This is a genomic window from Paenibacillus sp. J22R67, assembly GCF_059692175.1.
In genome coordinates this window covers 265,883-285,400 of sequence record NZ_JCAUAX010000001.1, presented here as the reverse complement: position 1 = coordinate 285,400, position 19,518 = coordinate 265,883, and the positions used below count along the sequence as shown (strand labels likewise).

General features: G+C 45.8%; 25 protein-coding genes. 19 read left to right on the top strand and 6 right to left on the bottom strand.

The features are described from left to right. Positions 1-27 precede the first annotated feature (27 nt). Entirely contained in the window at positions 28-1,641 is a 1,614-nt protein-coding gene (locus tag AC58VC_RS01470; protein WP_497367108.1) for an ABC-F family ATP-binding cassette domain-containing protein, read from the top strand. A gap of 57 nt (positions 1,642-1,698) precedes the next feature. Here the strand turns inward: AC58VC_RS01470 and AC58VC_RS01465 are convergent, their stop codons facing one another. Next, positions 1,699-1,911: a hypothetical protein gene (locus AC58VC_RS01465; protein WP_497367107.1), complete on the bottom strand. Its 213-nt coding sequence runs from the start codon at positions 1,909-1,911 to the stop codon at positions 1,699-1,701. Between the two features lie 73 nt (positions 1,912-1,984). Between AC58VC_RS01465 and AC58VC_RS01460 the strand changes: the two genes are divergently transcribed. From AC58VC_RS01460 to kapB, 3 genes are read left to right on the top strand one after another with little or no spacing between them, the layout of a single operon-like run. Beyond that, positions 1,985-2,503, top strand: coding sequence for a hypothetical protein (locus tag AC58VC_RS01460; protein WP_477500704.1), 519 nt, complete (start codon positions 1,985-1,987; stop codon positions 2,501-2,503). 1 nt (position 2,504) lies between these two features. Then, a complete protein-coding gene (locus AC58VC_RS01455; protein ID WP_497367106.1) occupies positions 2,505-2,822 on the top strand; it encodes a thioredoxin family protein in 318 nt (105 codons plus the stop codon). A gap of 19 nt (positions 2,823-2,841) precedes the next feature. Continuing rightward, entirely contained in the window at positions 2,842-3,231 is a 390-nt protein-coding gene (gene kapB, locus AC58VC_RS01450) for a kinase-associated lipoprotein KapB (RefSeq protein WP_497367105.1), read from the top strand. Here kapB and AC58VC_RS01445 read toward each other — a convergent pair. After that, positions 3,228-3,449 carry a hypothetical protein gene (locus AC58VC_RS01445; RefSeq protein WP_127451768.1) on the bottom strand — a complete coding sequence of 74 codons (222 nt, stop codon included), beginning with the start codon at positions 3,447-3,449 and terminating at the stop codon, positions 3,228-3,230. The two genes, kapB and AC58VC_RS01445, sit on opposite strands and share 4 nt — an antisense overlap. Before the next feature lie 290 nt (positions 3,450-3,739). Here AC58VC_RS01445 and AC58VC_RS01440 point away from each other — a divergent pair, with 290 nt between their 5' ends. The 12 genes from AC58VC_RS01440 (at position 3,740) to AC58VC_RS01385 (ending at position 13,435) form a co-directional block, all read left to right on the top strand. Further along, positions 3,740-4,816, top strand: coding sequence for a Gfo/Idh/MocA family protein (locus AC58VC_RS01440; protein ID WP_497367104.1), 1,077 nt, complete (start codon positions 3,740-3,742; stop codon positions 4,814-4,816). A gap of 16 nt (positions 4,817-4,832) precedes the next feature. Continuing rightward, the gene (locus tag AC58VC_RS01435; RefSeq protein WP_145655003.1) at positions 4,833-5,468 is read left to right on the top strand and encodes a trimeric intracellular cation channel family protein; all 636 of its coding nucleotides are present in this window, start codon (positions 4,833-4,835) and stop codon (positions 5,466-5,468) included. A 61-nt stretch (positions 5,469-5,529) separates the two neighbouring features. Beyond that, a complete protein-coding gene (locus AC58VC_RS01430; protein ID WP_497367103.1) occupies positions 5,530-6,015 on the top strand; it encodes a hypothetical protein in 486 nt (161 codons plus the stop codon). A gap of 150 nt (positions 6,016-6,165) precedes the next feature. Beyond that, positions 6,166-6,321, top strand: coding sequence for a hypothetical protein (locus AC58VC_RS01425; RefSeq protein ID WP_497367102.1), 156 nt, complete (start codon positions 6,166-6,168; stop codon positions 6,319-6,321). A gap of 21 nt (positions 6,322-6,342) precedes the next feature. Then, the gene (locus tag AC58VC_RS01420) at positions 6,343-7,050 is read left to right on the top strand and encodes a hypothetical protein (RefSeq protein ID WP_497367101.1); all 708 of its coding nucleotides are present in this window, start codon (positions 6,343-6,345) and stop codon (positions 7,048-7,050) included. A 154-nt stretch (positions 7,051-7,204) separates the two neighbouring features. Continuing rightward, a complete protein-coding gene (locus tag AC58VC_RS01415; protein WP_497367100.1) occupies positions 7,205-7,417 on the top strand; it encodes a hypothetical protein in 213 nt (70 codons plus the stop codon). Between the two features lie 73 nt (positions 7,418-7,490). Further along, positions 7,491-8,372, top strand: coding sequence for an ATP-binding protein (locus tag AC58VC_RS01410; RefSeq protein ID WP_497367099.1), 882 nt, complete (start codon positions 7,491-7,493; stop codon positions 8,370-8,372). A 4-nt stretch (positions 8,373-8,376) separates the two neighbouring features. Next, on the top strand, positions 8,377-10,293 hold the full coding sequence (locus AC58VC_RS01405; protein ID WP_497367098.1) for a nitric oxide reductase activation protein NorD: 1,917 nt from the start codon (positions 8,377-8,379) through the stop codon (positions 10,291-10,293). A gap of 154 nt (positions 10,294-10,447) precedes the next feature. Continuing rightward, the gene (gene purT, locus AC58VC_RS01400) at positions 10,448-11,626 is read left to right on the top strand and encodes a formate-dependent phosphoribosylglycinamide formyltransferase (protein ID WP_497367097.1); all 1,179 of its coding nucleotides are present in this window, start codon (positions 10,448-10,450) and stop codon (positions 11,624-11,626) included. Between the two features lie 46 nt (positions 11,627-11,672). Then, positions 11,673-12,155, top strand: coding sequence for an acyl-CoA thioesterase (locus AC58VC_RS01395; protein ID WP_477501249.1), 483 nt, complete (start codon positions 11,673-11,675; stop codon positions 12,153-12,155). Between the two features lie 132 nt (positions 12,156-12,287). Next, positions 12,288-12,563: a hypothetical protein gene (locus AC58VC_RS01390; RefSeq protein ID WP_497367096.1), complete on the top strand. Its 276-nt coding sequence runs from the start codon at positions 12,288-12,290 to the stop codon at positions 12,561-12,563. Between the two features lie 77 nt (positions 12,564-12,640). Next, on the top strand, positions 12,641-13,435 hold the full coding sequence (locus AC58VC_RS01385) for a TIGR00266 family protein (RefSeq protein WP_497367095.1): 795 nt from the start codon (positions 12,641-12,643) through the stop codon (positions 13,433-13,435). 72 nt (positions 13,436-13,507) lie between these two features. Here AC58VC_RS01385 and AC58VC_RS01380 read toward each other — a convergent pair whose 3' ends face one another. From AC58VC_RS01380 to cysT, 4 genes are read right to left on the bottom strand one after another with little or no spacing between them, the layout of a single operon-like run. Next, the gene (locus tag AC58VC_RS01380; protein ID WP_497367094.1) at positions 13,508-14,614 is read right to left on the bottom strand and encodes a sulfate ABC transporter substrate-binding protein; all 1,107 of its coding nucleotides are present in this window, start codon (positions 14,612-14,614) and stop codon (positions 13,508-13,510) included. Between the two features lie 34 nt (positions 14,615-14,648). Beyond that, positions 14,649-15,734, bottom strand: coding sequence for a sulfate/molybdate ABC transporter ATP-binding protein (locus AC58VC_RS01375; RefSeq protein ID WP_497367093.1), 1,086 nt, complete (start codon positions 15,732-15,734; stop codon positions 14,649-14,651). Positions 15,735-15,747: 13 nt separating this feature from the next. Beyond that, the gene (locus AC58VC_RS01370; protein WP_497367092.1) at positions 15,748-16,554 is read right to left on the bottom strand and encodes a sulfate ABC transporter permease subunit; all 807 of its coding nucleotides are present in this window, start codon (positions 16,552-16,554) and stop codon (positions 15,748-15,750) included. Further along, on the bottom strand, positions 16,551-17,357 hold the full coding sequence (gene cysT / locus AC58VC_RS01365; protein ID WP_497367091.1) for a sulfate ABC transporter permease subunit CysT: 807 nt from the start codon (positions 17,355-17,357) through the stop codon (positions 16,551-16,553). Before cysT ends, AC58VC_RS01370 begins: the two co-directional genes overlap by 4 nt. Before the next feature lie 485 nt (positions 17,358-17,842). Here cysT and AC58VC_RS01360 point away from each other — a divergent pair, with 485 nt between their 5' ends. From AC58VC_RS01360 to AC58VC_RS01350, 3 genes are all read left to right on the top strand, one after another. Further along, positions 17,843-18,262, top strand: coding sequence for a DUF4395 domain-containing protein (locus tag AC58VC_RS01360; RefSeq protein WP_497367090.1), 420 nt, complete (start codon positions 17,843-17,845; stop codon positions 18,260-18,262). A 183-nt stretch (positions 18,263-18,445) separates the two neighbouring features. Further along, on the top strand, positions 18,446-19,276 hold the full coding sequence (locus tag AC58VC_RS01355) for an alpha/beta hydrolase family protein (protein ID WP_497367089.1): 831 nt from the start codon (positions 18,446-18,448) through the stop codon (positions 19,274-19,276). 22 nt (positions 19,277-19,298) lie between these two features. Beyond that, positions 19,299-19,508, top strand: coding sequence for a YezD family protein (locus AC58VC_RS01350; RefSeq protein WP_145654988.1), 210 nt, complete (start codon positions 19,299-19,301; stop codon positions 19,506-19,508). Positions 19,509-19,518 lie beyond the last annotated feature (10 nt).

Here is a 19,518-nt window from a genome sequence, read left to right as displayed (position 1 = left end):
TACAATAAAGGCAGGTATGTATTCCACATGATTAATGTTAATAACGTAACGCTTCGTTACGGCAAAAGAGCGCTTTTTGAAGACGCTAATATTAAATTTACGCCAGGTAACTGTTATGGTCTGATCGGTGCGAACGGTGCAGGGAAATCTACATTTCTAAAAATTCTTTCCGGTGAAATTGAGCCGAACACAGGTGAAGTGTCTATCACTCCTGGTGAAAGAATGGCCGTACTCAAACAAAACCATTACGAGTTTGACGACATTGAAGTTTTGAAAACCGTTGTAATGGGTCATTCTCGTTTGTTCAAAATCATGGAAGAGAAGGATGCGCTGTACGCAAAAGCAGATTTCTCTGAAGAAGATGGCATGAGAGCTGCAGAACTCGAAGGCGAGTTCCAGGATCTTGATGGCTGGCAGGCAGAGTCCGATGCGGCAGAGCTATTGATTGGTCTAGGCATTCCAACTTCCCTGCATGATACGAAGATGAAAGACCTCGACGGCAACGAGAAAGTTCGTGTTCTCTTGGCGCAAGCGTTGTTCGGCAATCCGAACATTTTACTGCTCGATGAGCCTACCAACCATTTGAACTTGGAGTCGATTCGCTGGCTGGAGAACTTCCTTGCTCGTTTCGAAGGCACAGTTATCGTTGTATCCCATGATCGTCACTTCCTGAACCAAGTGTGTACACACATTGCGGATATTGATTTTGGTAAAATTCAAATGTACGTGGGTAACTATGATTGGTGGTATGAATCTAGCCAATTGGCTCTAAGACTTACAAGAGATGCTAACAAGAAAACAGAAGAAAAACGTAAAGAGTTGGAAGCCTTTATCGCTCGATTTAGTGCGAATGCGTCCAAATCCAAGCAAGCAACTTCCCGTAAAAAACAACTCGAGAAGCTTACTCTTGAAGATATTCGCCCTTCTAGCCGTAAATATCCGTTCATTCACTTCAAAGGTGAGCGTGAAGCTGGTAAACAGCTGCTAGCTGTTGAGAGTATCTCCAAAACGATTGATGGCGTTAAAGTATTGGATAATATTACTTTCACGCTTAACAAAGGGGATAAAGTCGCGTTCGTTGGTCCGGACGGTATTGCCAAAACGACGCTTTTCAAAATCCTTATGGGTGAGATGGAAGCAGACTCGGGCACGTTCACATGGGGGGTTACGACTTCGCAAGCGTATTTCCCAAAAGATAGTCAAGACTATTTCAATTCCGAGTTAAACTTGGTGGATTGGCTTCGCCAGTATTCCAAAGACCCAGATGAATCATTCCTTCGTGGTTTCTTAGGACGTATGTTGTTCTCTGGTGAAGAGGCTTTGAAAAAAGCTAACGTGCTATCCGGAGGAGAAAAAGTACGCTGCATGTTCTCCAAAATGATGCTAAGTGGTGCCAATGTTCTCATTCTTGATGAACCTACCAACCACTTGGATCTGGAATCCATCACCGCGCTTAATAACGGACTTGTTGATTTTGACGGTACGATGTTATTCGTTTCCCATGACCATCAGTTCATTCAAACGATTGCTAATCGCGTTATGGAAATTACACCAAAAGGGTTCATCGACAAAATGCTTACGTATGATGAATACCTGGAAAACGAAGATGTAAAAAAATTGCGCGAAGCTCAATACGCGTAAGACCAAATGAAAAGCGCCCTGATGTTTGACTCTCAGGGCGCTTTTGCCTACATAGCTCTAGCTTCCGCCAGTACGACGGCGTTGATTATTCACTTTTTTGGTCATTTGACTTTTGGCACTTTGGTTGGCATTGCCTGCTTGTTTAGGGTTTGCACGTGCTGCGGCTTGATCCGCTTTCTTCTGAGCTAACTTTTGTTTGATCGCATCCGCTAGGCTTACTTTCTTAGGACCTTGTTGTTCGTCCAGCTGATCTTGTGGCTTGTCTGACATAGAAACACCTTCTTTACCGTGATATGTTAATAGTATAATCGAATCAAACAAAAGATGAAAGAAGGTGTGAACGATGTTTGACCCAACGATCTACGACAACATTAAGGTAGTTCTAGAAGGAGCCGTCTACGATTTGGATTTGGATGGCAAAATCTTAATTACACGCAGGGAAGATCTTGTAGATCTTTCTTCGATGTCACGAACGTATGCGATTGAATTTGCAAGAAAAATCGATAAGCCGAGCAAAGCTGAAATTAATTTGCATGTTCATCTAAGCGATTTGGCTGCTGAAATTTTAGAAAACCCTACAGCTAAACCAGGCTGTACGCTTACGATTAAGCTTTTCACGAAAGTTAAGAATCCAGAAATAGAATGCAAGCATATCGAAGAGCAGTTAGGCCGTATTTGGGAGCATCGTCCGCAAATCACACAACTTCTTTCTTACAAATACGGAATTTTCCCGATGATGTATCATAATCAAATTACGCTTTCTTTTGGCAGAAAAGTCGATGAGAGTCATTTGGATGATTTCCCTCATCTTATCGGCTATGCGGCCGACAGTTTGACTTGGTTAGATGAACGAGGAGGTTAGCATGAAGGAGCTGTCTCAACAGGAATTGTTTGAGATCGTTAACAGGCAGGAGGAGTCCTTTGCTGTATTTCTGTACACGCCACTTTGTGGGACATGCAAAGTGACAGAACGTATGTTAGAGATTATTTTGACAATGCAGCCTGCTTTGCCGCTGTATAAGAGCAACATTAATTTTCTTCCGCAAATTAGCCGAGAATGGCAAGTTACCAGCGTGCCATGCATCGCTATATTTGAACAAGGTCATGACAAACAATTGATTTACCGCATGCAATCTGTGGATGAGCTATATCGCAAACTGCTGCCCCTGAGCAGCAAGTAACTAATAGGAGATGATACGAATGAGCAATTTTCAAATAGGAGATCACGTCATTGCTGAGTATAAAACTGGGGTTTATTATGGGGAAGTGGTGGAAATGTCGAGTACGATGAAAGCAGCAGTCCGTATTCTGGCTGTGAAAGAACATCCAACACAAGGGGATTTGCATAATCCGATGGATCCAAGTGTAGCCTTTTTTCATCAAAGACGGGCATTATCGTTTCAGGAGATCGCTTTAATGCCGATTTCAACGATACGTTCCTATGCAGGTGCTATTCCTGAATATCAGGTATCACTGGAGAGAGCGCTTATGGCTCAAATCTCTAAGTTGTCGGAAATGGAAGCATGGGCTAAACGCTCTCTTCAGGAGCTTAGTCAACTGCAGAAGGAATATTTCCCGAAGTCGACTTAAGAAACTTCCAAATACAATTTTGTGCCGTCGTTATATTTAAAAATAGCGACATCACCAATGATCTCGATGAGCGAGATCATTTTTAATTTGCGGCGGAATTCAAAATGAAGTTCAAACTCCTTAAGCTTACTGGACAACAATTCCATATGTGAACTGCGATGTGTGAAATTAAGCACGGGAATGGATTTGTTTTTGAATTTAATGGTAACTGCTTGCATGCTAAGTCCTCCTTCATGTCTTCCATCTGGCAAATGTACCAGCTGGTCTACCTATTTAGGATACAATTCAAATGTTAGTTATGTTTGAGACAAACTATTAAAAAAGTTTTAGTATCTTATTATATGTAAAGAATAGCGAGAGAGGGCTAGTTCCTCGAATAACTTTTTAAATTAATCGGGATACCCGTCTACAAATGGTGGGTCTGAGCGATAGATTGGCGGTTGCGGGGAAAGATAAGCACATTTATAATAAGAAAGATTGTAATCAAACATGTTTTGGGGGGATTCAAATGACAGAAAGAAAACCAATCCGCATCGGTATTATCGGTTCCGGAAACATCGGAAATGTCCATATGGAAGTGCTGAAAAAAGTGCCGGAAGCAGAAATTGCCGCGGTAACAGATGTGTACTTACCACTTGCAGAGGCTAGAGCCAAACAGTATAACATTGAGCGGGTATATGAGAGTACGGACAAGCTGCTTGCTGATCCAAGCATCGATGCGGTTGTTATTGCTGTATCCAATGAATGGCATGCGCCTATTGCCATCCAAGCGTTAGAAGCAGGTAAACATGTCATGCTGGAGAAACCTATGGCACTCAATCTCGAATCGGCTAGACAAATTGTAGAAGCAGAGCGTAAGGCTGGTAAAGTGTTGATGATTCCGCACCAACTGCGTTGGGAGGTCCTTTCACAGGCTGTCAAACAACAGGTTGACAAAGGTGCGTTAGGCCATATTTATCATGCCAAAGCAGGATGGATGAGACGCAAAGGAATTCCTGGTTGGGGAACTTGGTTTACACAGATGGGTAAATCCGGCGGCGGCCCCTTAATTGATTTAGGAGTACATATGTTAGATTTATCCCTCTATTTGATGGGGAATCCGAAACCGGTTTCGGTTTATGGGGCAACCTATGCAGAGTTTGGTCCGCGTAAAAAAGGGATCGGCTCCTGGGGGACACCGAACTGGGATGGGCAATACGATGTAGAAGATTTGGCTACAGCGTTAATTAAGCTTGATAATGGTGCAACCCTATCACTCGATGTAAGCTGGGCTGCACTCATTGAAACAGATAGTCAGCCTTATGTTCAGCTGCTTGGTTCCGAAGGAGGCGCCTCGATTCGTGGAAATAAAGGGAAGCTTCTGGCGGAAATGTTTGACCGCGAAGCTGATGTGGATCTGACGATACCTGAGCTGGATGAAGGGCCTCGTGTACGTATGATGAGACACTTCCTATCTTGTATCGAAAGCGGTCAACAACCAATTACCTCAGTCATGACAGGCTATACGAATAATTTAATTTTAGATGCGATTTACCAATCCTCACAAACCGGCAATGAAGTTAAATTGAACTGGGACATCGAGTAGACAGGGGCTGCAGCAAGTGAATTGGGAGTTGTTTAGTATCATCGGAACAATCGCCTTCGCAGTAAGTGGAGCGATTGTTGCGATGGAGGAAGATTATGATATTCTAGGAGTCTACGTTCTTGGACTCGTAACAGCATTCGGTGGTGGTGTCATTCGAAATTTGTTGATTGGCAAACCGGTCGTCTTGTTGTGGGAGCAAGGACTATATTTTCAAATCGCCTTATTTGCTATGACCTTGGTCTTCCTGATGCCGGTCAAATATATTCGGGTGTGGAAGACGTGGGAAGCTTTCTTTGATGCTATCGGCTTAGCAGCCTTCTCAATTCAAGGTGCTTTCTATGCAACAAATATGGGGCATCCGCTAAGTGCTGTAATTGTGGCTGCTGTTTTGACAGGGATTGGCGGCGGCATGGTCCGAGATGTGCTGGCTGGTCGTAAGCCACTTGTGCTGAAGGACGAAATTTATGCGGTATGGGGCATGTTGGCTGGTGCGTTGGTTGGTTTGGGCTGGTCGCAAGGAGCGTGGCAGATTTCCGTGCTTTTTGCACTTATCGTCATTTTGAGGATGTTATCCGTGTTTTATAAATGGAAGCTGCCTAAACGTTCTTTGCGTAATGCGATCATGGAATCAACTCGTAGATCAGACTCATAACCTAATGTTAGGCAGCTAAACAAATTGCAAGATAGTCGGGTAAGGAAAGAGGTGAGTTTAAATGGAACATGAAGCATCTTTCATTCATCATCAAAAGATTTCCGCTGAAACAATTGCCTCACGGATTGTTCCTGTCAAAGAATTGCTTCAAACGGAACTGGATCTGTACGAGGTTTCCAAAGATGCAGAGACAGGCGAGCATTATCTTCATTATGCTTATATGCACCGTGATTTTACAAATACCGGGGAACCGGAGTCGTTTCATTATTTGCTGCCGATTGACAGTGATGATGTGCTTGGCATGATATTTGGAGAACAAGGTTATGCGTATCCGGAGTTTTGGCGTAAAGCCTTCTTGCGCAACGGGCCGGAAGGTTTCTACATCTGGTTTGATCCCGCTCATGAAGCGGAGCAGTCAGAGGATGAAGCTATCGCAGCAGATTTGCTAAATAAGCTAAGAGCTTTTAAAGAAAACGGGTCAGCCGATCCGGATGCGGTTCGCAAATTGCTTGAAGAATTGGATAAAACGCGTAAGAAAGACGACTAGGAATTTGAAAAGCCTGCTTGCCAATGAATGAATTGGCGGCGGGCTTTTTTTATGCTGAAGTTATAACTTGCTCTTTTATTATTTAGTAAAAATGGGGATAAATGACCATATTAAAGCTAATCGTTATTTTTCAGGAAGGAGGATGAAATCATGAGCATAAATGCTTATCAATTCGCAAATTTAGGGGCGCACGAGGATCTGCTGGAAGATCTCCGCAAGCTAGAATCCCGTATGAGGGAACAATTAGGTTATGAAGTCTCCTTGATTGCTTACACACCAGAAGCGCAGGAAAATGGCAAGAAGTAAAGAAAAAGGGGGAGCTTTTTTATGAAAAAAACGTTGATCCAACTTACACTTTCAATTGTACTAGTAAGCACAGCAGTGGGCTGCTCAGCTGCAAGTCCGAATAATCATGCAGGAGCAAGTTCGTCTAATCCGAATGCTGGCGCATGGGATACGAGTCTCAGGAACAATGAAAATTCTTCACTTGGTGCTAAAAGTGTCAATCAATCACCGCTGCCATCCATGCAACCGACTACGCTTGATACCGTTAAAGCCCATACGAATACGCATCTGACGATGAACCGGGATTTAGCAGATGGCGTCATTCAGGAGGCTCACCTAGGGAACACGGCTGTCGCGATTACAGATAACAATATTTATGTGGCTGTAGATATGGGCGGGATGCAAGCAATGGGTGCCGGTGACGAAGGTATGAAAATGCTTAGTAAAACCAACGACCCGGAAAACGGGGCTGGATTATTTGGTTCAGGAGCGGGAGCTCAGATGGATTGGCTCTCCGCCAAACCCTTGCCTGCAGAAAGCGCGAACGCCATAAGGAATCTTCTGACTCGGATATATCCGGAAGCGAATATTTTCATTTCTACGAATCCGCATTTCGTGAATCGCATGATGTATTACGATGGTCAGCAGCAAAACAATAAACACATGGATACGTATCTCAACGAATTTAACACAATGATCCAGTATGCTTTCCCAAGCTATTCCACAGGCCAAAGAAACATGCTGCCTTAAGAGAAGACGCAAGCGGGCAAGGTACACATATCTCCCTCAGCCTCCTGCTGGGGGTTTTGTCTTAGTTTTTGGATGATCTTATTAGAAAAAAGGAGTATGACGATGTTTCAACTAAAGGCAGCGATCTACAGGCATGACACGTCAAAGCACAAAAATGAGCAATAAATTTAAAGTCCGAGCCTATTGCAGTTCACGCCAATGTGATTTCGTGCATCCGGATGATGTCATTCAAGCGATAAATAGCGAAACCTCCTATGCGCTAGCACAGTTGTACAACGAATCGTCTTCCAAGCCAAGCTGCCCCAAATGTGGAGAAGCGATGGCTTTCTATTCACATTCGGTTATTGAAGAACCTTGGCTGCCTTGAAAGGCTTGACAACGTTAGCTTTCCTGATAAATAGTTAAAGAACAAAGGAATCAGGAGAGGAACATCAAAAGATATGCTAACTGAAGCCGTACCGCAAGAGATTAGAAAGCAATTGGAACTAAAGAGAGCACAAACGAACTCGAACACAGAGGATGCTAAACTAATAGGGGCAGCTGCTTTTGAGGCACCTCGTGAAGATATTTTGGTCGATACCATTATTGCGTTATTTTTGGGTAAAAATGTCCTGCTCGAAGGCCCGACTGGTTCTGGAAAAACGAAGCTTGCCGAGCATGTTTCGGCGATTTTTAATCAACCGATGCATGCCGTGAATTGTTCAACCGATTTGGATGCCGAAGCATTGCTTGGGTTCAAAACTTTGTCCCACGACGAACAGGGGAAATCACAGATTGTTTTTATTCCTGGACCGATCATGAAAGCGATGACGAAGGGACATTTTCTATACATAGACGAAATTAATATGGCGAAACCAGAGACGTTGTCACTCATCAACGGTGTACTGGATTATCGAAGATCGATTACGAATCCATTTACCGGGGAAGTCATCACCGCTCATCCTGATTTCAGAGTCGTAGCTGCGATTAATGAAGGATATATGGGAACTGTGCCTTTGAACGAAGCATTGAAAAATAGGTTTGTGACCGTTGATATTCCTTATTTGCAAGGGGACGCTTTGTACAAGCTTTTGAAAAGCAAGTCTGTTTTGCGTGATGACAAGCAGTTGAGAACTTATGTGCAGCTGTCAGCTGATCTGTTAACCCTGATCGAGATGGGGCAACTGCCTGATGAAGCGGGGTCGATAAGAGCGCTGCTCGATGCTTGTGATCTTACAGCATATATTCCTCCGATGCGAGCCGTAGCCCGAGCGATTGCGGACAAACTGGAGGATGAAAGGGAACGTGCAGCCGTGATCAACGCGGCAGAAACGTTATTCTAAGCCAATGTTTGTAGGAAAAATCGGTATGCTTGAAGATAAAATCGACGCAATGCTGCAGATGCAGTTAGTGGATTTGGGTCGGATGTTCACGAAACGCAAGGAGCTCGAGGTCGAAGCCGCATTTCACGCTGATTATGAAGAAAGCACAGCGCGTATGACCGTTAGCCAGTTTTGGTGGGATTATCCGCCACTGGATAAAGCTTCAGGGATGAAAAGCGATGTCTACCTCCGAGGCATTGGAACAGCATGGTTTACCAGCGCAGACGCTGTGAAGTCCTACCTCAAAGGAAGTCAGCAATCGTCGCTTCCTAAGCTGGCGAACTCGCTGTTTGCCTTGTGTGAAGATATGCGGCTGGAACGTATTTGCCGTGCCCGCAGGCCTGGAACTGCGCGTGTTTTCTCGGAGCGGCACCGCATTTATGGGGCTTATTTCGGACATAAACTGCGAACGCATCTGAGCAAAGGTGAACTAGCTGATGCCTTAATTTTATTGATTTATGGCTGGTTTACCGGTGCGGAGTGGAGCGCGGCTGAAAGTGTGGGTTTGACAGCGCGGCTAACGCCGTTATACCCGATTCTAGAGGGTATCGAGGAAGCAGAGCATACGGCGCAGGTAGCCGCCAGCTGCGAGGAAATGGTGGACGCGCTGGCTTATTGGCTGGACAGAGATGCGAGTTCCGCTTATTTCTGGATGCAGCCAGGGGGCGGCGTAGCAGAGCCGCTGCCCGCGGGGTATAAAGGCGAGCTCAAGCGCGCTAAGCGGCTCGCCAATGACGATGTGCTCCCCGAGAAGGAAGGGAAGCGTCAATTGCCGGGCCAGGAGCGCCTGCCGACCTGGCACCGCGAAAGCAGCGACCGCAGCCCGGGGCTGCTGCGGTTCGAGCTGGAGCGCGGCTCGCGCACAGCCGCGCTCGGATCTGCGCCCCGCGAGGGCGACGCTGCCGATCAGGCGCTCGCCATCGTCCAGGGGCACTCGCTGCGCGCCCAGCGCACCGGCGCCGCCTCCGGCGAGCGGCGCCTCAAGGCCGCCGTGCCCGCTGCCGCGGGGCACGGGGAGGGCGATGTCGCCGCGTACGCGACGGCGACATGGCTTGCGCCTGGGCGGCCAACTGCTGCGCAGGAGGCCGCCTTCAGGCGCCTGAGCGAGCGCGCAGCGCCGCTCGCGAAGCCTTTGCAGCGTGCGATTAGGCGCACGCTGGAGCAGAAGCGGATCGCCCCGCGCGGCGATCGCCTGTTTGGGCGGCTCGATAAGCGGCTGACACGAGCCTTCACGCAAGAGATGCCGCGCCTCTTCTATAAGAAGCGCGCGCCGGTCCCGCAGCTCGACGCAGCATTCGCGCTGCTCGTCGACTGCTCCGCGTCCATGTACGACAAAATGGACGAAACCAAGCTGGGTCTCGTGTTATTTCACGAGACCCTCCAGTCCTTGCGAATCCCCCACGAAATCGTGGGATTCTGGGAGGACGCGGACCGCGTAACGGAGCGCGAAGCACCTAACCTGTTCCAGGTTGCTGTGGACTTCGGCTCCTCGCTCGCTTCTGGAAGCGGCGCGGCTCTGATGCAGCTGGAGCCGCAGCAGGATAACCGCGATGGCTTCGCGATTCGCTGCATGACAGACCGCTTGCTGCGGCGTGCTGAGCGGCAGCGCATCCTCTTGGTTTTCTCGGATGGGGAGCCGTCCGCAGCGAATTATAACGACGTAGGTATCCTGGATACCTACGAAGCCGTCATGAGAGCACGTAGGCTTGGCATCGAGGTCATTTCAATCTTTTTAGCTAGTGGAGGAACCGTACATGAAACAGAACGGGCAGCGATGCGCAATATGTATGGTCGAAGCAGCATTGTTGTGCCACGTGTGGAGGAATTAACCGAGCAGCTCGTGCCGATTTTACGCAAACTTTTGCTGAAATCTATCTTTTAATGTCGAAATCCTTTACAATAGATCAGGGTATTTGCGCAGGATTGCTGGCTAATTACCCTGTTTATGCCATTCTTGTTATGTTTATTTACATACATATCCATTTGCTGTTATAAGTTTACTTCCGTTTGGAAAACATTAAGGGGGAAATCATTTCATGTACGGAGCACCATTATCAAACAAAGCGAAGAAAATCATGCTGCTGGGATCAGGAGAACTTGGGAAAGAAGTCGTCATCGAAGCACAGCGTCTAGGGATTGAGACTATTGCCGTGGATCGTTACGCGAATGCTCCAGCTATGCAAGTAGCGCATCGCAGCCATGTGATCAATATGCTAGATGGGGAGCAGCTTAGAGCGTTGATCGAGCAAGAGCGGCCAGATCTAATCGTACCTGAAATTGAAGCCATTGCTACTCCAGTTCTTGTAGAACTTGAGAAAGAAGGCTACCGTGTAATTCCAACAGCAACAGCTTCTCGATTAACGATGGACCGGGAGGGTATTCGCCGCCTTGCCTCTGAAACACTTGAGCTGAGAACAGCCAAGTATGCTTTTGCAAACAGTCTTGAAGAGCTGCATGCGGCTGTTGCTGAAATCGGTACGCCTTGTGTTATTAAGCCAATCATGAGCTCCTCGGGCAAAGGTCAAAGTGTGTGCCGGACGCCTGAGAATGTGGAACAATCATGGAACATCGCAATGGAGGGCGGACGTGCCAAAAACGCTCGAGTCATTGTTGAAGAATTCATTCATTTTGAGTCTGAAATAACGCTGTTGACGGTTCGTTCCGTTTCCGGTACAACGTATTGTGAGCCAATCGGCCACATTCAAAAAGACGGGGATTACATCGAATCCTGGCAACCGCACGCAATGACGTCGCAGCAAATTCTTGATGCACAGCATATGGCCAAAACGATTACAGACGCGCTTGGCGGCTATGGCATCTATGGCGTTGAGCTATTTTTGACCAAAGATGGCGTATACTTCAGTGAAGTTTCGCCTCGTCCTCATGATACAGGCATGGTCACTATGGCGACGCAGGATTTGAGCGAATTTGCTCTGCACGCAAGAGCGATTCTTGGATTGCCGATCACGGGTATTCGCCTTTTAACACCCGGCGCAAGCTACACGCTCAAAGCAGACCGCGAACAAGTAGAATATACAATCAGCGGGCTTGAAGAAGCGTTATCCGTTCCGAATACGCAAGTTCGCGTGTTTGGCAAGCCGGAGACGAAAGTCGGCCGCCGTATGGCGGTTGCACTCAGCAGCGGAGAAACTGTTGAGGAAGCACGCAGTTTGGCAAAGCAAGCCGCAGGCAAACTTCAGCTAAACTACGAATAAGAAATAATTTACTTACAGCCTATCGTCATCATCAGGAGGAAACGACATGGAAGCTAAACCAGCAAGACTCTCCCGAACCGTGTTGACCGAAATTATTTTGCCTGCTGACACGAATTATCACAATACCGTGTTTGGCGGACGTGTCATGCAGTACATCGACAAGGTTGCAACGATTGCTTCCATGCGCCATTCGCGCAGGGGGGTTGTCACCGCTTCAAGCGACAGCTTGGACTTTTATGCGCCTGTTAAGCTTGGTGAAGCTATTCAACTGGAGGCGTTCGTCACCTGGACGCACCGAAGTTCAATGGAAGTATTCGTGAAAATTGAATCGGAGAACCTGTTGACCGGCGAGAAGAAACGCACAGCCAATTCCTATCTAACTTTCGTCGCTCTAGACGAATACGGCCAGCCTTGTGAGGTTCCGGGCATTATCCCTGAGACGGAAGAGGAGAAACGACTTTTCGAAACGGCTGAGATGCGATTTGCCGCACGCAAGCTTCGGAAAGAAGAACGAAATTTACATTTGTAATCAAGATCGAGCGGATCCCTTGTGGGTCTGCTTTTTTTGTTTCAATCCCCCATTATTTGCAAACTGGAGAATTCGCGTAAAAAGGGTTATTATGGAAAATATAAGTAAATTCAGACTCGGAAGGAGCTCTTAATGCGAAAAAGGATATTTCGATCTTTGATCTTCGCAATTACTTTGGTTATTGTGTACTATGCCTTTCAAATGTTCATGGGCTTCTATACCACCTTGAAATACGTGCCGGACATCCGTGACTCGTATGCTGCAATTAACTTCGGAAGCCATAAAGTTGCGTTCGGCATTAAGGCTGCACCTTTTGAAGTGGTGATTGAGATTTTGACCATAATGGTTATCGGTGTTCTTACATATTTGTCAGGTAGCTATGTTACGAAGAAAATAAGAAACCCTTGAAACCTAACAGAACAAACATCGTATTGAAATAAAATCGGATTTATTTTCAACTTAAACTATTCGGAGGTAATACCACAATGAATGCACATGAAATTGATTATCGTATTTTAGGCAATGAAATGCAGTATGTAGAAATTGAGTTGGACCCGGGAGAAAGCGTCGTGGCGGAAGCCGGAAGCATGATGATGATGGATCAGAACATCCAGATGGAGACGGTTTTCGGGGATGGCAGCAGTGATAACAAAGGGTTCATGGGTAAACTTCTAGGAGCGGGCAAACGTTTATTAACCGGCGAGAGCTTGTTTATGACGGTATTCACCAACCAAAGCGGCAGCGGGAAAGAGCAAGTTAATTTCGCAGCGCCTTATCCCGGTAAGATTATCCCGATGGACTTGTCGATGCTTGGAGGAAGACTGATTTGTCAAAAAGATTCCTTCCTTTGTGCAGCGAAAGGTGTTTCCGTTGGCATTGCGTTTCAGCGGAAATTAGGTGCTGGTTTCTTCGGCGGCGAAGGCTTTATTATGCAGAAAATTGAAGGTGATGGCCTGGCCTTCGTGCACGCAGGCGGTTCGATTTGCGAGCGTGTGCTTCGTCCAGGTGAAGTCATTCGTGTAGATACAGGCTGCTTGGTTGCAATGACGCAGGACGTGGATTATGACATCGAGATGGTGAAAGGTGTGAAAACAGCGCTGTTTGGCGGTGAAGGCTTATTCTTCGCAACGCTACGCGGTCCAGGGCGTGTGTGGATTCAATCCTTGCCATTCAGCAGGCTGGCAGATCGTATGGCATCGGCTTCAAGAGCAGGCGGCAGGAAAGAAGAGGGAAGCATCTTAGGCGGTTTAGGTAATTTACTCGATGGGGACGGAAGATAAGTTCATTCGTGAGCAAAAAAAGAAAGCCCGGCAGCGAATATCACATTCGCTCCGGGCTTTTTTTGGGCAGTCTTATTTGGATCCGCCTTCTGCGAGGATGGTCTCCCAGATTGCGCCTTTACCATACAGTTCTTTATTGACTTTATCCCAACCGCCAAGATATTCGATGTTGAATATGCCGGCAGGTGTTGTGTAGTTTTTCTCGTATTGCTTAGCAACTTCCGGAAGTACGGAGCGGAAGCCTTTGTCTGCGAATACTTTCTGAGCATCAGGGCTCCACAGGTATTCAAGGAATGCCTGAACCGCTTCGCGATTTCCATGTTTATCTACGTTTTTATCAATGAGTGCAACTGGGTTTTCGATAGTAGTCGTGTATTGCGGGATAACTTCCACATATTTTTTGCCTGATTGAATCCGGGAAATGAGCTCATTTTCATAAGTGACGATAGCATCGCCTACACCTTTATCGAAGGTCGCAAGGGAATCGGCGCCGCTTTTATCAAGTACTTTGATGTTTTTGTAGACTTTAGCCAAATAATCTTTGGCAAAGGCAGGATCTTTTTTGCCGGCAGCTTCAGAAGTTTTGAGTCCAGCGCCATAAATCGCGTTAATGTCCCATTTGGCTCCGCCGGAGGTGCTTGGGTTCGGGATCAACACTTCAACGCCTGGTTTTGTTAAGTCAGTCCAGTCTTTAATGCCTTTAGGATTGCCTTCACGAACACCGATTGCCGCAATGGAAGCGGTAATGTTGCCTTTATAAGGGTTGTTTTTCCAGTCGTGTGTGATCAAGCCTTTTTCTACGATTTTTTGGATATCTCCTTCTAGGGAAAGAGGGGCAATATCTGCTTCAAAGCCTTGGATAATCGCGGTAGCTTGGGAACCGGATGCTACATAGGATTCTTGGAATTCTACGGTTTGACCGGTTTTCTTTTTCCACTCTTCTTTAAATTTAGGCAAAATGACATCAAAAGAGTCTTTAAGAATGGAATATGCGCCAATCGTGATCGTTACTTTTTCAGCTTTAGGAGCAGAACTTGCCGCTGTGGTAGCTGCAGCTGTTGCCGCCGCGGATGGAGCAGGTGTGCTCGCTGATTTTGTACCTGTTCCGCAAGCCGTAAGTGTGATACTTGCCGTGAATAATGCAGCAGTGATAAGGCCTAGTGATTTAATTTTTTTCATGGTTTACAACTCCCCTTCATTCGTAAGCTTATTTTTATATAAAAACAGGCAGCGGATCTTGTTTAGCCTGATTTTCAATGACGATATTCTCGGTTTTCGTAAAGACGGAAATCTGATGGATTAAAATATTCACTTCATCACCGGGGCGATAAATTTTTTCTTTTACGGATTGATAAGCGAATAACTTTATTGAACCTGTATCGATTTCTAGATACCAGGAGTCCCCGCGGAAATGGACATGCGTCACTTTTCCTTTCTCACCAGCTGTCGCCAGATGGCTTACGTCATGCGGGCGAACCTCAATGGATTCTGGTCGAATCAACACGTTCACATCCAGCAGCCATTTGCCGTCCTGTTGAAGCTCATTTAAGTAAGGGAACCCAACTAGCGGCGTATATTGTGAGATCACATTAGACTCGCCAATGAAAGAAGCCACGAATGAAGATGCCGGCTTCGTATAAATTTCCCAAGGACTGCCTTGCTGTTCGATTTTCCCGCCTTGTACGAGAATGATTTCATCTGCAACTTCGATGGCTTCATCTTGGTCATGGGTGACGAAGAGGGTCGTGACCTTAAATTCATCGATCAGGTTGCGCAGCCAAAGGCGCAGTTCTTTACGAATCTTGGCATCGATTGCTGCAAATGGTTCATCGAGCAGCAACAATTGTGGCTCGGGAGCCAATGCTCTAGCGAAAGCAACCCGTTGACGCTGTCCACCCGAAAGCTGGTGCGGATATTTGCGTTCATTGCCCGCAAGTCCCATTAAGTTCAGCAGATAAGTGACTCGGTCATGGATGACTTCCTTCGGTTTTTTGAGAACTTTGAGTCCGTAAGCGACATTGTCAAAAACGGTCATATGTTTAAACAGGGCATAGCTTTGAAAAACGAAGCCAATTCCTCTTTCTTGAACAGGCAGGTGTGTAGCAAGCTTCCCATCGAAATAAATGTCACCTGTCGTCGGACTTTCGAGGCCAGACAACATGCGTAGAATGGACGTTTTACCGCCGCCGCTGGGACCGATTAAACCAACAAGATGCCCTTTCGTAATACTGAAATTAACATCTTTGATGGCATGAAAAGCTCCGAAATTTTTATTAAGATTTTTAACTTCGATATGCATACAGGGTTCCTCCTTAATGACTGCTTAATTTTTCGCTTCTTCTTTTCAACCACTCAAGTGTTAACAAAATCGTAATTGAGATGAGTCCGAGCACAAATGCGACACTGTTCGCTGCAACGAGCTGGAACTGCTCAGCATCTTGATACACGAGTGTTGTAGCCGTCTGCGTTTGGTTGATGATATTGCCTGAGACAACTAAGATAGAGCCGAATTCACCAAGCGATCTTGCGATGGTTAAAATGAGACCGTAAACGACGCCCCAACGAATACCTGGCCATGTGATTTGAAAGAAGGTGCGCCATGGACCAGCGCCAAGTGTAGCCGAAGCTTCTTCGGATTGGGTACCGATTTCTTCGAGCAATGGAACGACCTCACGAACCATAAGAGGAAATGTAATGAACATCGTAGCAAGAACCATACCAGGAATGGCGTAAACGATTTTCATATTATGATCTTCAAAGAATGCGCCAAGCGCTGTATTGGGTCCGAAGATCAAAATGACCATTAAACCGACGATGACCGGTGATACGGCAAAAGGCAAATCAATCAAAGCATTGATCACTGGTTTCAACCAGCGAGAGATCCAGGAACCTCTAACGATTTCAAGTGAAATGTAAACACCAACGATTGTATTAAGTAAAGTAACAATAAGGACGATAATAAATGAGATCTTCAAGGCATGCAGCGCTTCGGGTCTTACAAGAGCATCGATAAAGGCTTGCGGACCTTCTTCAAAAGCGCCAAAGGTAATGCCTAGGAACGGCAGCATAATTAATAGAAAAATGACGAGAAACGAAATGCTAATTAAAATTTTTCTCATGCGAGGCGCCCCTTTCCGCGTGTCAATACATTGATGATCCATAAAATAAGGAGTGACAATGTAAGGAGCACAAGAGAAATAGCGGCCGCGCCTTCGGGATTATAGTTCTGCGTCTCACCGTATATATAGACCGAAGCAACCATCGTTTTTCCTGGTAAATTACCGGAGATCAGTGAGATGGCGCCAAACTCGGCTAGCGATCGGGAAAAGGCAAGCATGCTGCCGGCAAGAATACCGGGGAAAATGGCGGGAAAAACAATTCGGCAGAACGTATAGAATCTGCTCGCGCCTAGTGTGAAGCTGGCTTGTTCTTCCGCGGGATCAATTTGTTCAAGCAGTGGTTGAACGGTTCGAATCACGAATGGGAAAGTAACGAATACCAAGCCGATGACAATTGCTGTTTGATTGTAGAGCAACTTAATACCAGCGTGATCGAGCCATGCGCCTAGTGGACTAGACGGTCCAAGCAAGGTTAGGAACATAAGTCCTGCCACAGAGGTTGGCAGTGAGAAGGGAAGGTCGACCATACTGTTCAGAATGCTCTTGCCTCGGAATGTATATCTTACAAGAACATAAGCGATGATGGTGCCTACAATGGCTTGAATAATTGTCGATACAATACTGAGTTTGACTGTAAGTAAAATGGACTTCCAGGCTAGTGGTCCTGTTACTTCTTGCCAAAAGGGCTCCCAGCCTAAGGAAAAACCTTTGAAATAGATGGAGCCAATCGGGATGAGTAGCAGCACAATCAGATAGCCGATAAGCACAGATCGAACCGTAGCTTTAAACACCTTGTTAATCACATTACACCACCCATTAAAATTAATCATAGTGCTTTACTCGGAATATTAAATTGACTATAACAGTGCGTGGTCGAATTTGTCAATATACCTATTTCCGATATTTATGAATTTATTCAAAAATTTTTATTAATGTGACGAAGGCACGATGATTTGAGTTTGACATTAGATGAAAGGATACAAGGAATAAGGTTCAACACATGGACTAGCTCGTGAAAAAAGCGTTGACGAAGCTAAAAGGCGATGGTAATATAGGCATCAATCAATACCCGAGTAAAACAGTGTGAATTATATGTTTGACAAAAGTCGACCGGATGACTGGAGACTCCCGTCCTTGCTTCGTATATTACAAGCAGGGGCTGGGAGTCTTTGCTCGAGCTGATGGACTTAAATTGATCGAAGAAACGAAGAAAATTTTTGGTCCAACAAGGTTTAGCTAAGAAAGGTTATGCGATTAAGGATTGGTTGACAAATTAGGAGTGACGCTGATGAGAGAAGTCCCGCTATCCCTTGTGAAGGCGAATCAAGCAGGAATTGTTGTCTTTGTTTTACTAGCAATAGGGTTTCAATGGCCTTGGTTAATTGCTATTCTGTGGGCTATACAGGTGCTCGGATTAGCTGGAGGGGCGAAGTGGAATTTGTTCGTAACGGTCTTAAAGAGGTTTTTTTCGAGAAATAGGACAGAAACACAAGCGCTTGAGTTGACCAGGTTTAACAATGCTTTGGCAGTCATATTTCTTTCCATATCGTTATTAGCCTTTGCCGTGGGATGGTCTTGGGTAGGTTATCTCTTTGAGGTAGGTTTGCTTTTGGCAGCTGGAGCAGCACTGTTTGGCTATTGTGTTGGCTGTACGATTTATTTCCAGTACAAACAATTTGTGAGCAGACAACGAATTAAGCGCGGTTAATGAAAGCCAAATATGGAAAGACTCTCACTGGGGGATAACTTTAACGAGGGTCTTTTCCAATCAACTTATTTTTACGAAAATATGTTAAAAACAGGATTGACACCCTCGTACGCGGATGCTAATATTGGTATATACTTAATTCATACTAATCTTATCGGAATTATACGAAAGGGAGTAAACATCATGGAGCATGCCATCACTATACAAAGCGACGACATCGAATTGTCCGCTACGCTGCATTACCCAACGAATCAAACAGGAGCTGCACAGGTTGATTGTCAGCGCTGGCCGCTGATTATCATCTGTCATGGTTTCATCGGCAGCCGGATCGGGGTAGATCGGTTGTTTGTGAAGGCAGCGCGTGAGTTTAGCTCGAAAGGCTATTTGGTCTTGCGATTTGATTATGGCGGTTGCGGCGATAGCACCGGGGATTATGGTGCAGGCGGGCTAGATACTCTCATTGAACAGACACGCAGAGTGATTGATTATGCGTTGACCATTGATTGCGTAGATTTGAGCCGAGTGATATTGGTCGGACATAGTTTGGGGGGAGCTACAGCGGTTCTGACAGCAGCCAAAGATTCCCGTGTTAAAACACTCGTGCTATGGTCAGCAGTAGCCCACCCACATAATGATATCGTTCGAATTGTTGGCAGAAATGAATACGAGAAATTGCCACTTGGTGGCGCCATCGACCATCATGGTTATTCACTAACCAGCCATTTTTTTGATACGTTGGCACAGCATCAGCCTTTTGAACAACTACGTAAATTTAATGGGGATGTTCTCGTCATTCACGGAACGGCGGACGAAATTATCCCAGTTGATTATGCCCCATTATATCAAAAGATGTTCTGGTTGCGAAATGAAGGACAGTGTGATTTGGATCTGATTTATCAAGCTGATCACACCTACTCATCTTCAGGAACGACCAAAGAATTATTAGAGAAAACAAGCAATTGGCTATCCTTCATTCAAAAACAGAAAAATGATTGGAATGATTGGACGATCTGATCAAGAAGCGGAGGAAAATGAGATGGCGAAACCATTAGAGTTAGATGACGTTTGGGTGGACCGAATTAAGCAGATGTTGAATGGGTTGGAATATGGATCGGTACAGATTGTGGTACACGATGGGAAAATTGCGCAAATTGATAAAACAGAGAGAAAACGATTTGACACGGCTTCGCAATCACAGTCTCAGCTGCAAGCAGTAAAATCAGTCAAACAAACGAGCAAAGTTTAGCTATTATACG

Bases quoted from the DNA above. Each gene is read 5' to 3' on its own strand.
- AC58VC_RS01455 (WP_497367106.1), top strand. From the start codon at position 2,505: ATGAAGGAGCTGTCTCAACAGGAATTGTTTGAGATCGTTAACAGGCAG.
- AC58VC_RS01425 (WP_497367102.1), top strand. From the start codon at position 6,166: ATGAGCATAAATGCTTATCAATTCGCAAATTTAGGGGCGCACGAGGAT.
- AC58VC_RS01440 (WP_497367104.1), top strand. From the start codon at position 3,740: ATGACAGAAAGAAAACCAATCCGCATCGGTATTATCGGTTCCGGAAAC.
- AC58VC_RS01415 (WP_497367100.1), top strand. From the start codon at position 7,205: ATGAGCAATAAATTTAAAGTCCGAGCCTATTGCAGTTCACGCCAATGT.
- kapB (WP_497367105.1), top strand. From the start codon at position 2,842: ATGAGCAATTTTCAAATAGGAGATCACGTCATTGCTGAGTATAAAACT.
- AC58VC_RS01460 (WP_477500704.1), top strand. From the start codon at position 1,985: ATGTTTGACCCAACGATCTACGACAACATTAAGGTAGTTCTAGAAGGA.
- AC58VC_RS01430 (WP_497367103.1), top strand. From the start codon at position 5,530: ATGGAACATGAAGCATCTTTCATTCATCATCAAAAGATTTCCGCTGAA.
- AC58VC_RS01445 (WP_127451768.1), bottom strand. From the start codon at position 3,449: ATGCAAGCAGTTACCATTAAATTCAAAAACAAATCCATTCCCGTGCTT.
- AC58VC_RS01350 (WP_145654988.1), top strand. From the start codon at position 19,299: ATGGCGAAACCATTAGAGTTAGATGACGTTTGGGTGGACCGAATTAAG.
- AC58VC_RS01380 (WP_497367094.1), bottom strand. From the start codon at position 14,614: ATGAAAAAAATTAAATCACTAGGCCTTATCACTGCTGCATTATTCACG.
- AC58VC_RS01355 (WP_497367089.1), top strand. From the start codon at position 18,446: ATGGAGCATGCCATCACTATACAAAGCGACGACATCGAATTGTCCGCT.
- AC58VC_RS01470 (WP_497367108.1), top strand. From the start codon at position 28: ATGATTAATGTTAATAACGTAACGCTTCGTTACGGCAAAAGAGCGCTT.
- AC58VC_RS01405 (WP_497367098.1), top strand. From the start codon at position 8,377: ATGTTTGTAGGAAAAATCGGTATGCTTGAAGATAAAATCGACGCAATG.
- purT (WP_497367097.1), top strand. From the start codon at position 10,448: ATGTACGGAGCACCATTATCAAACAAAGCGAAGAAAATCATGCTGCTG.
- AC58VC_RS01395 (WP_477501249.1), top strand. From the start codon at position 11,673: ATGGAAGCTAAACCAGCAAGACTCTCCCGAACCGTGTTGACCGAAATT.
- AC58VC_RS01385 (WP_497367095.1), top strand. From the start codon at position 12,641: ATGAATGCACATGAAATTGATTATCGTATTTTAGGCAATGAAATGCAG.
- AC58VC_RS01410 (WP_497367099.1), top strand. From the start codon at position 7,491: ATGCTAACTGAAGCCGTACCGCAAGAGATTAGAAAGCAATTGGAACTA.
- AC58VC_RS01375 (WP_497367093.1), bottom strand. From the start codon at position 15,734: ATGCATATCGAAGTTAAAAATCTTAATAAAAATTTCGGAGCTTTTCAT.
- AC58VC_RS01420 (WP_497367101.1), top strand. From the start codon at position 6,343: ATGAAAAAAACGTTGATCCAACTTACACTTTCAATTGTACTAGTAAGC.
- AC58VC_RS01465 (WP_497367107.1), bottom strand. From the start codon at position 1,911: ATGTCAGACAAGCCACAAGATCAGCTGGACGAACAACAAGGTCCTAAG.
- AC58VC_RS01390 (WP_497367096.1), top strand. From the start codon at position 12,288: ATGCGAAAAAGGATATTTCGATCTTTGATCTTCGCAATTACTTTGGTT.
- AC58VC_RS01360 (WP_497367090.1), top strand. From the start codon at position 17,843: ATGAGAGAAGTCCCGCTATCCCTTGTGAAGGCGAATCAAGCAGGAATT.
- AC58VC_RS01370 (WP_497367092.1), bottom strand. From the start codon at position 16,554: ATGAGAAAAATTTTAATTAGCATTTCGTTTCTCGTCATTTTTCTATTA.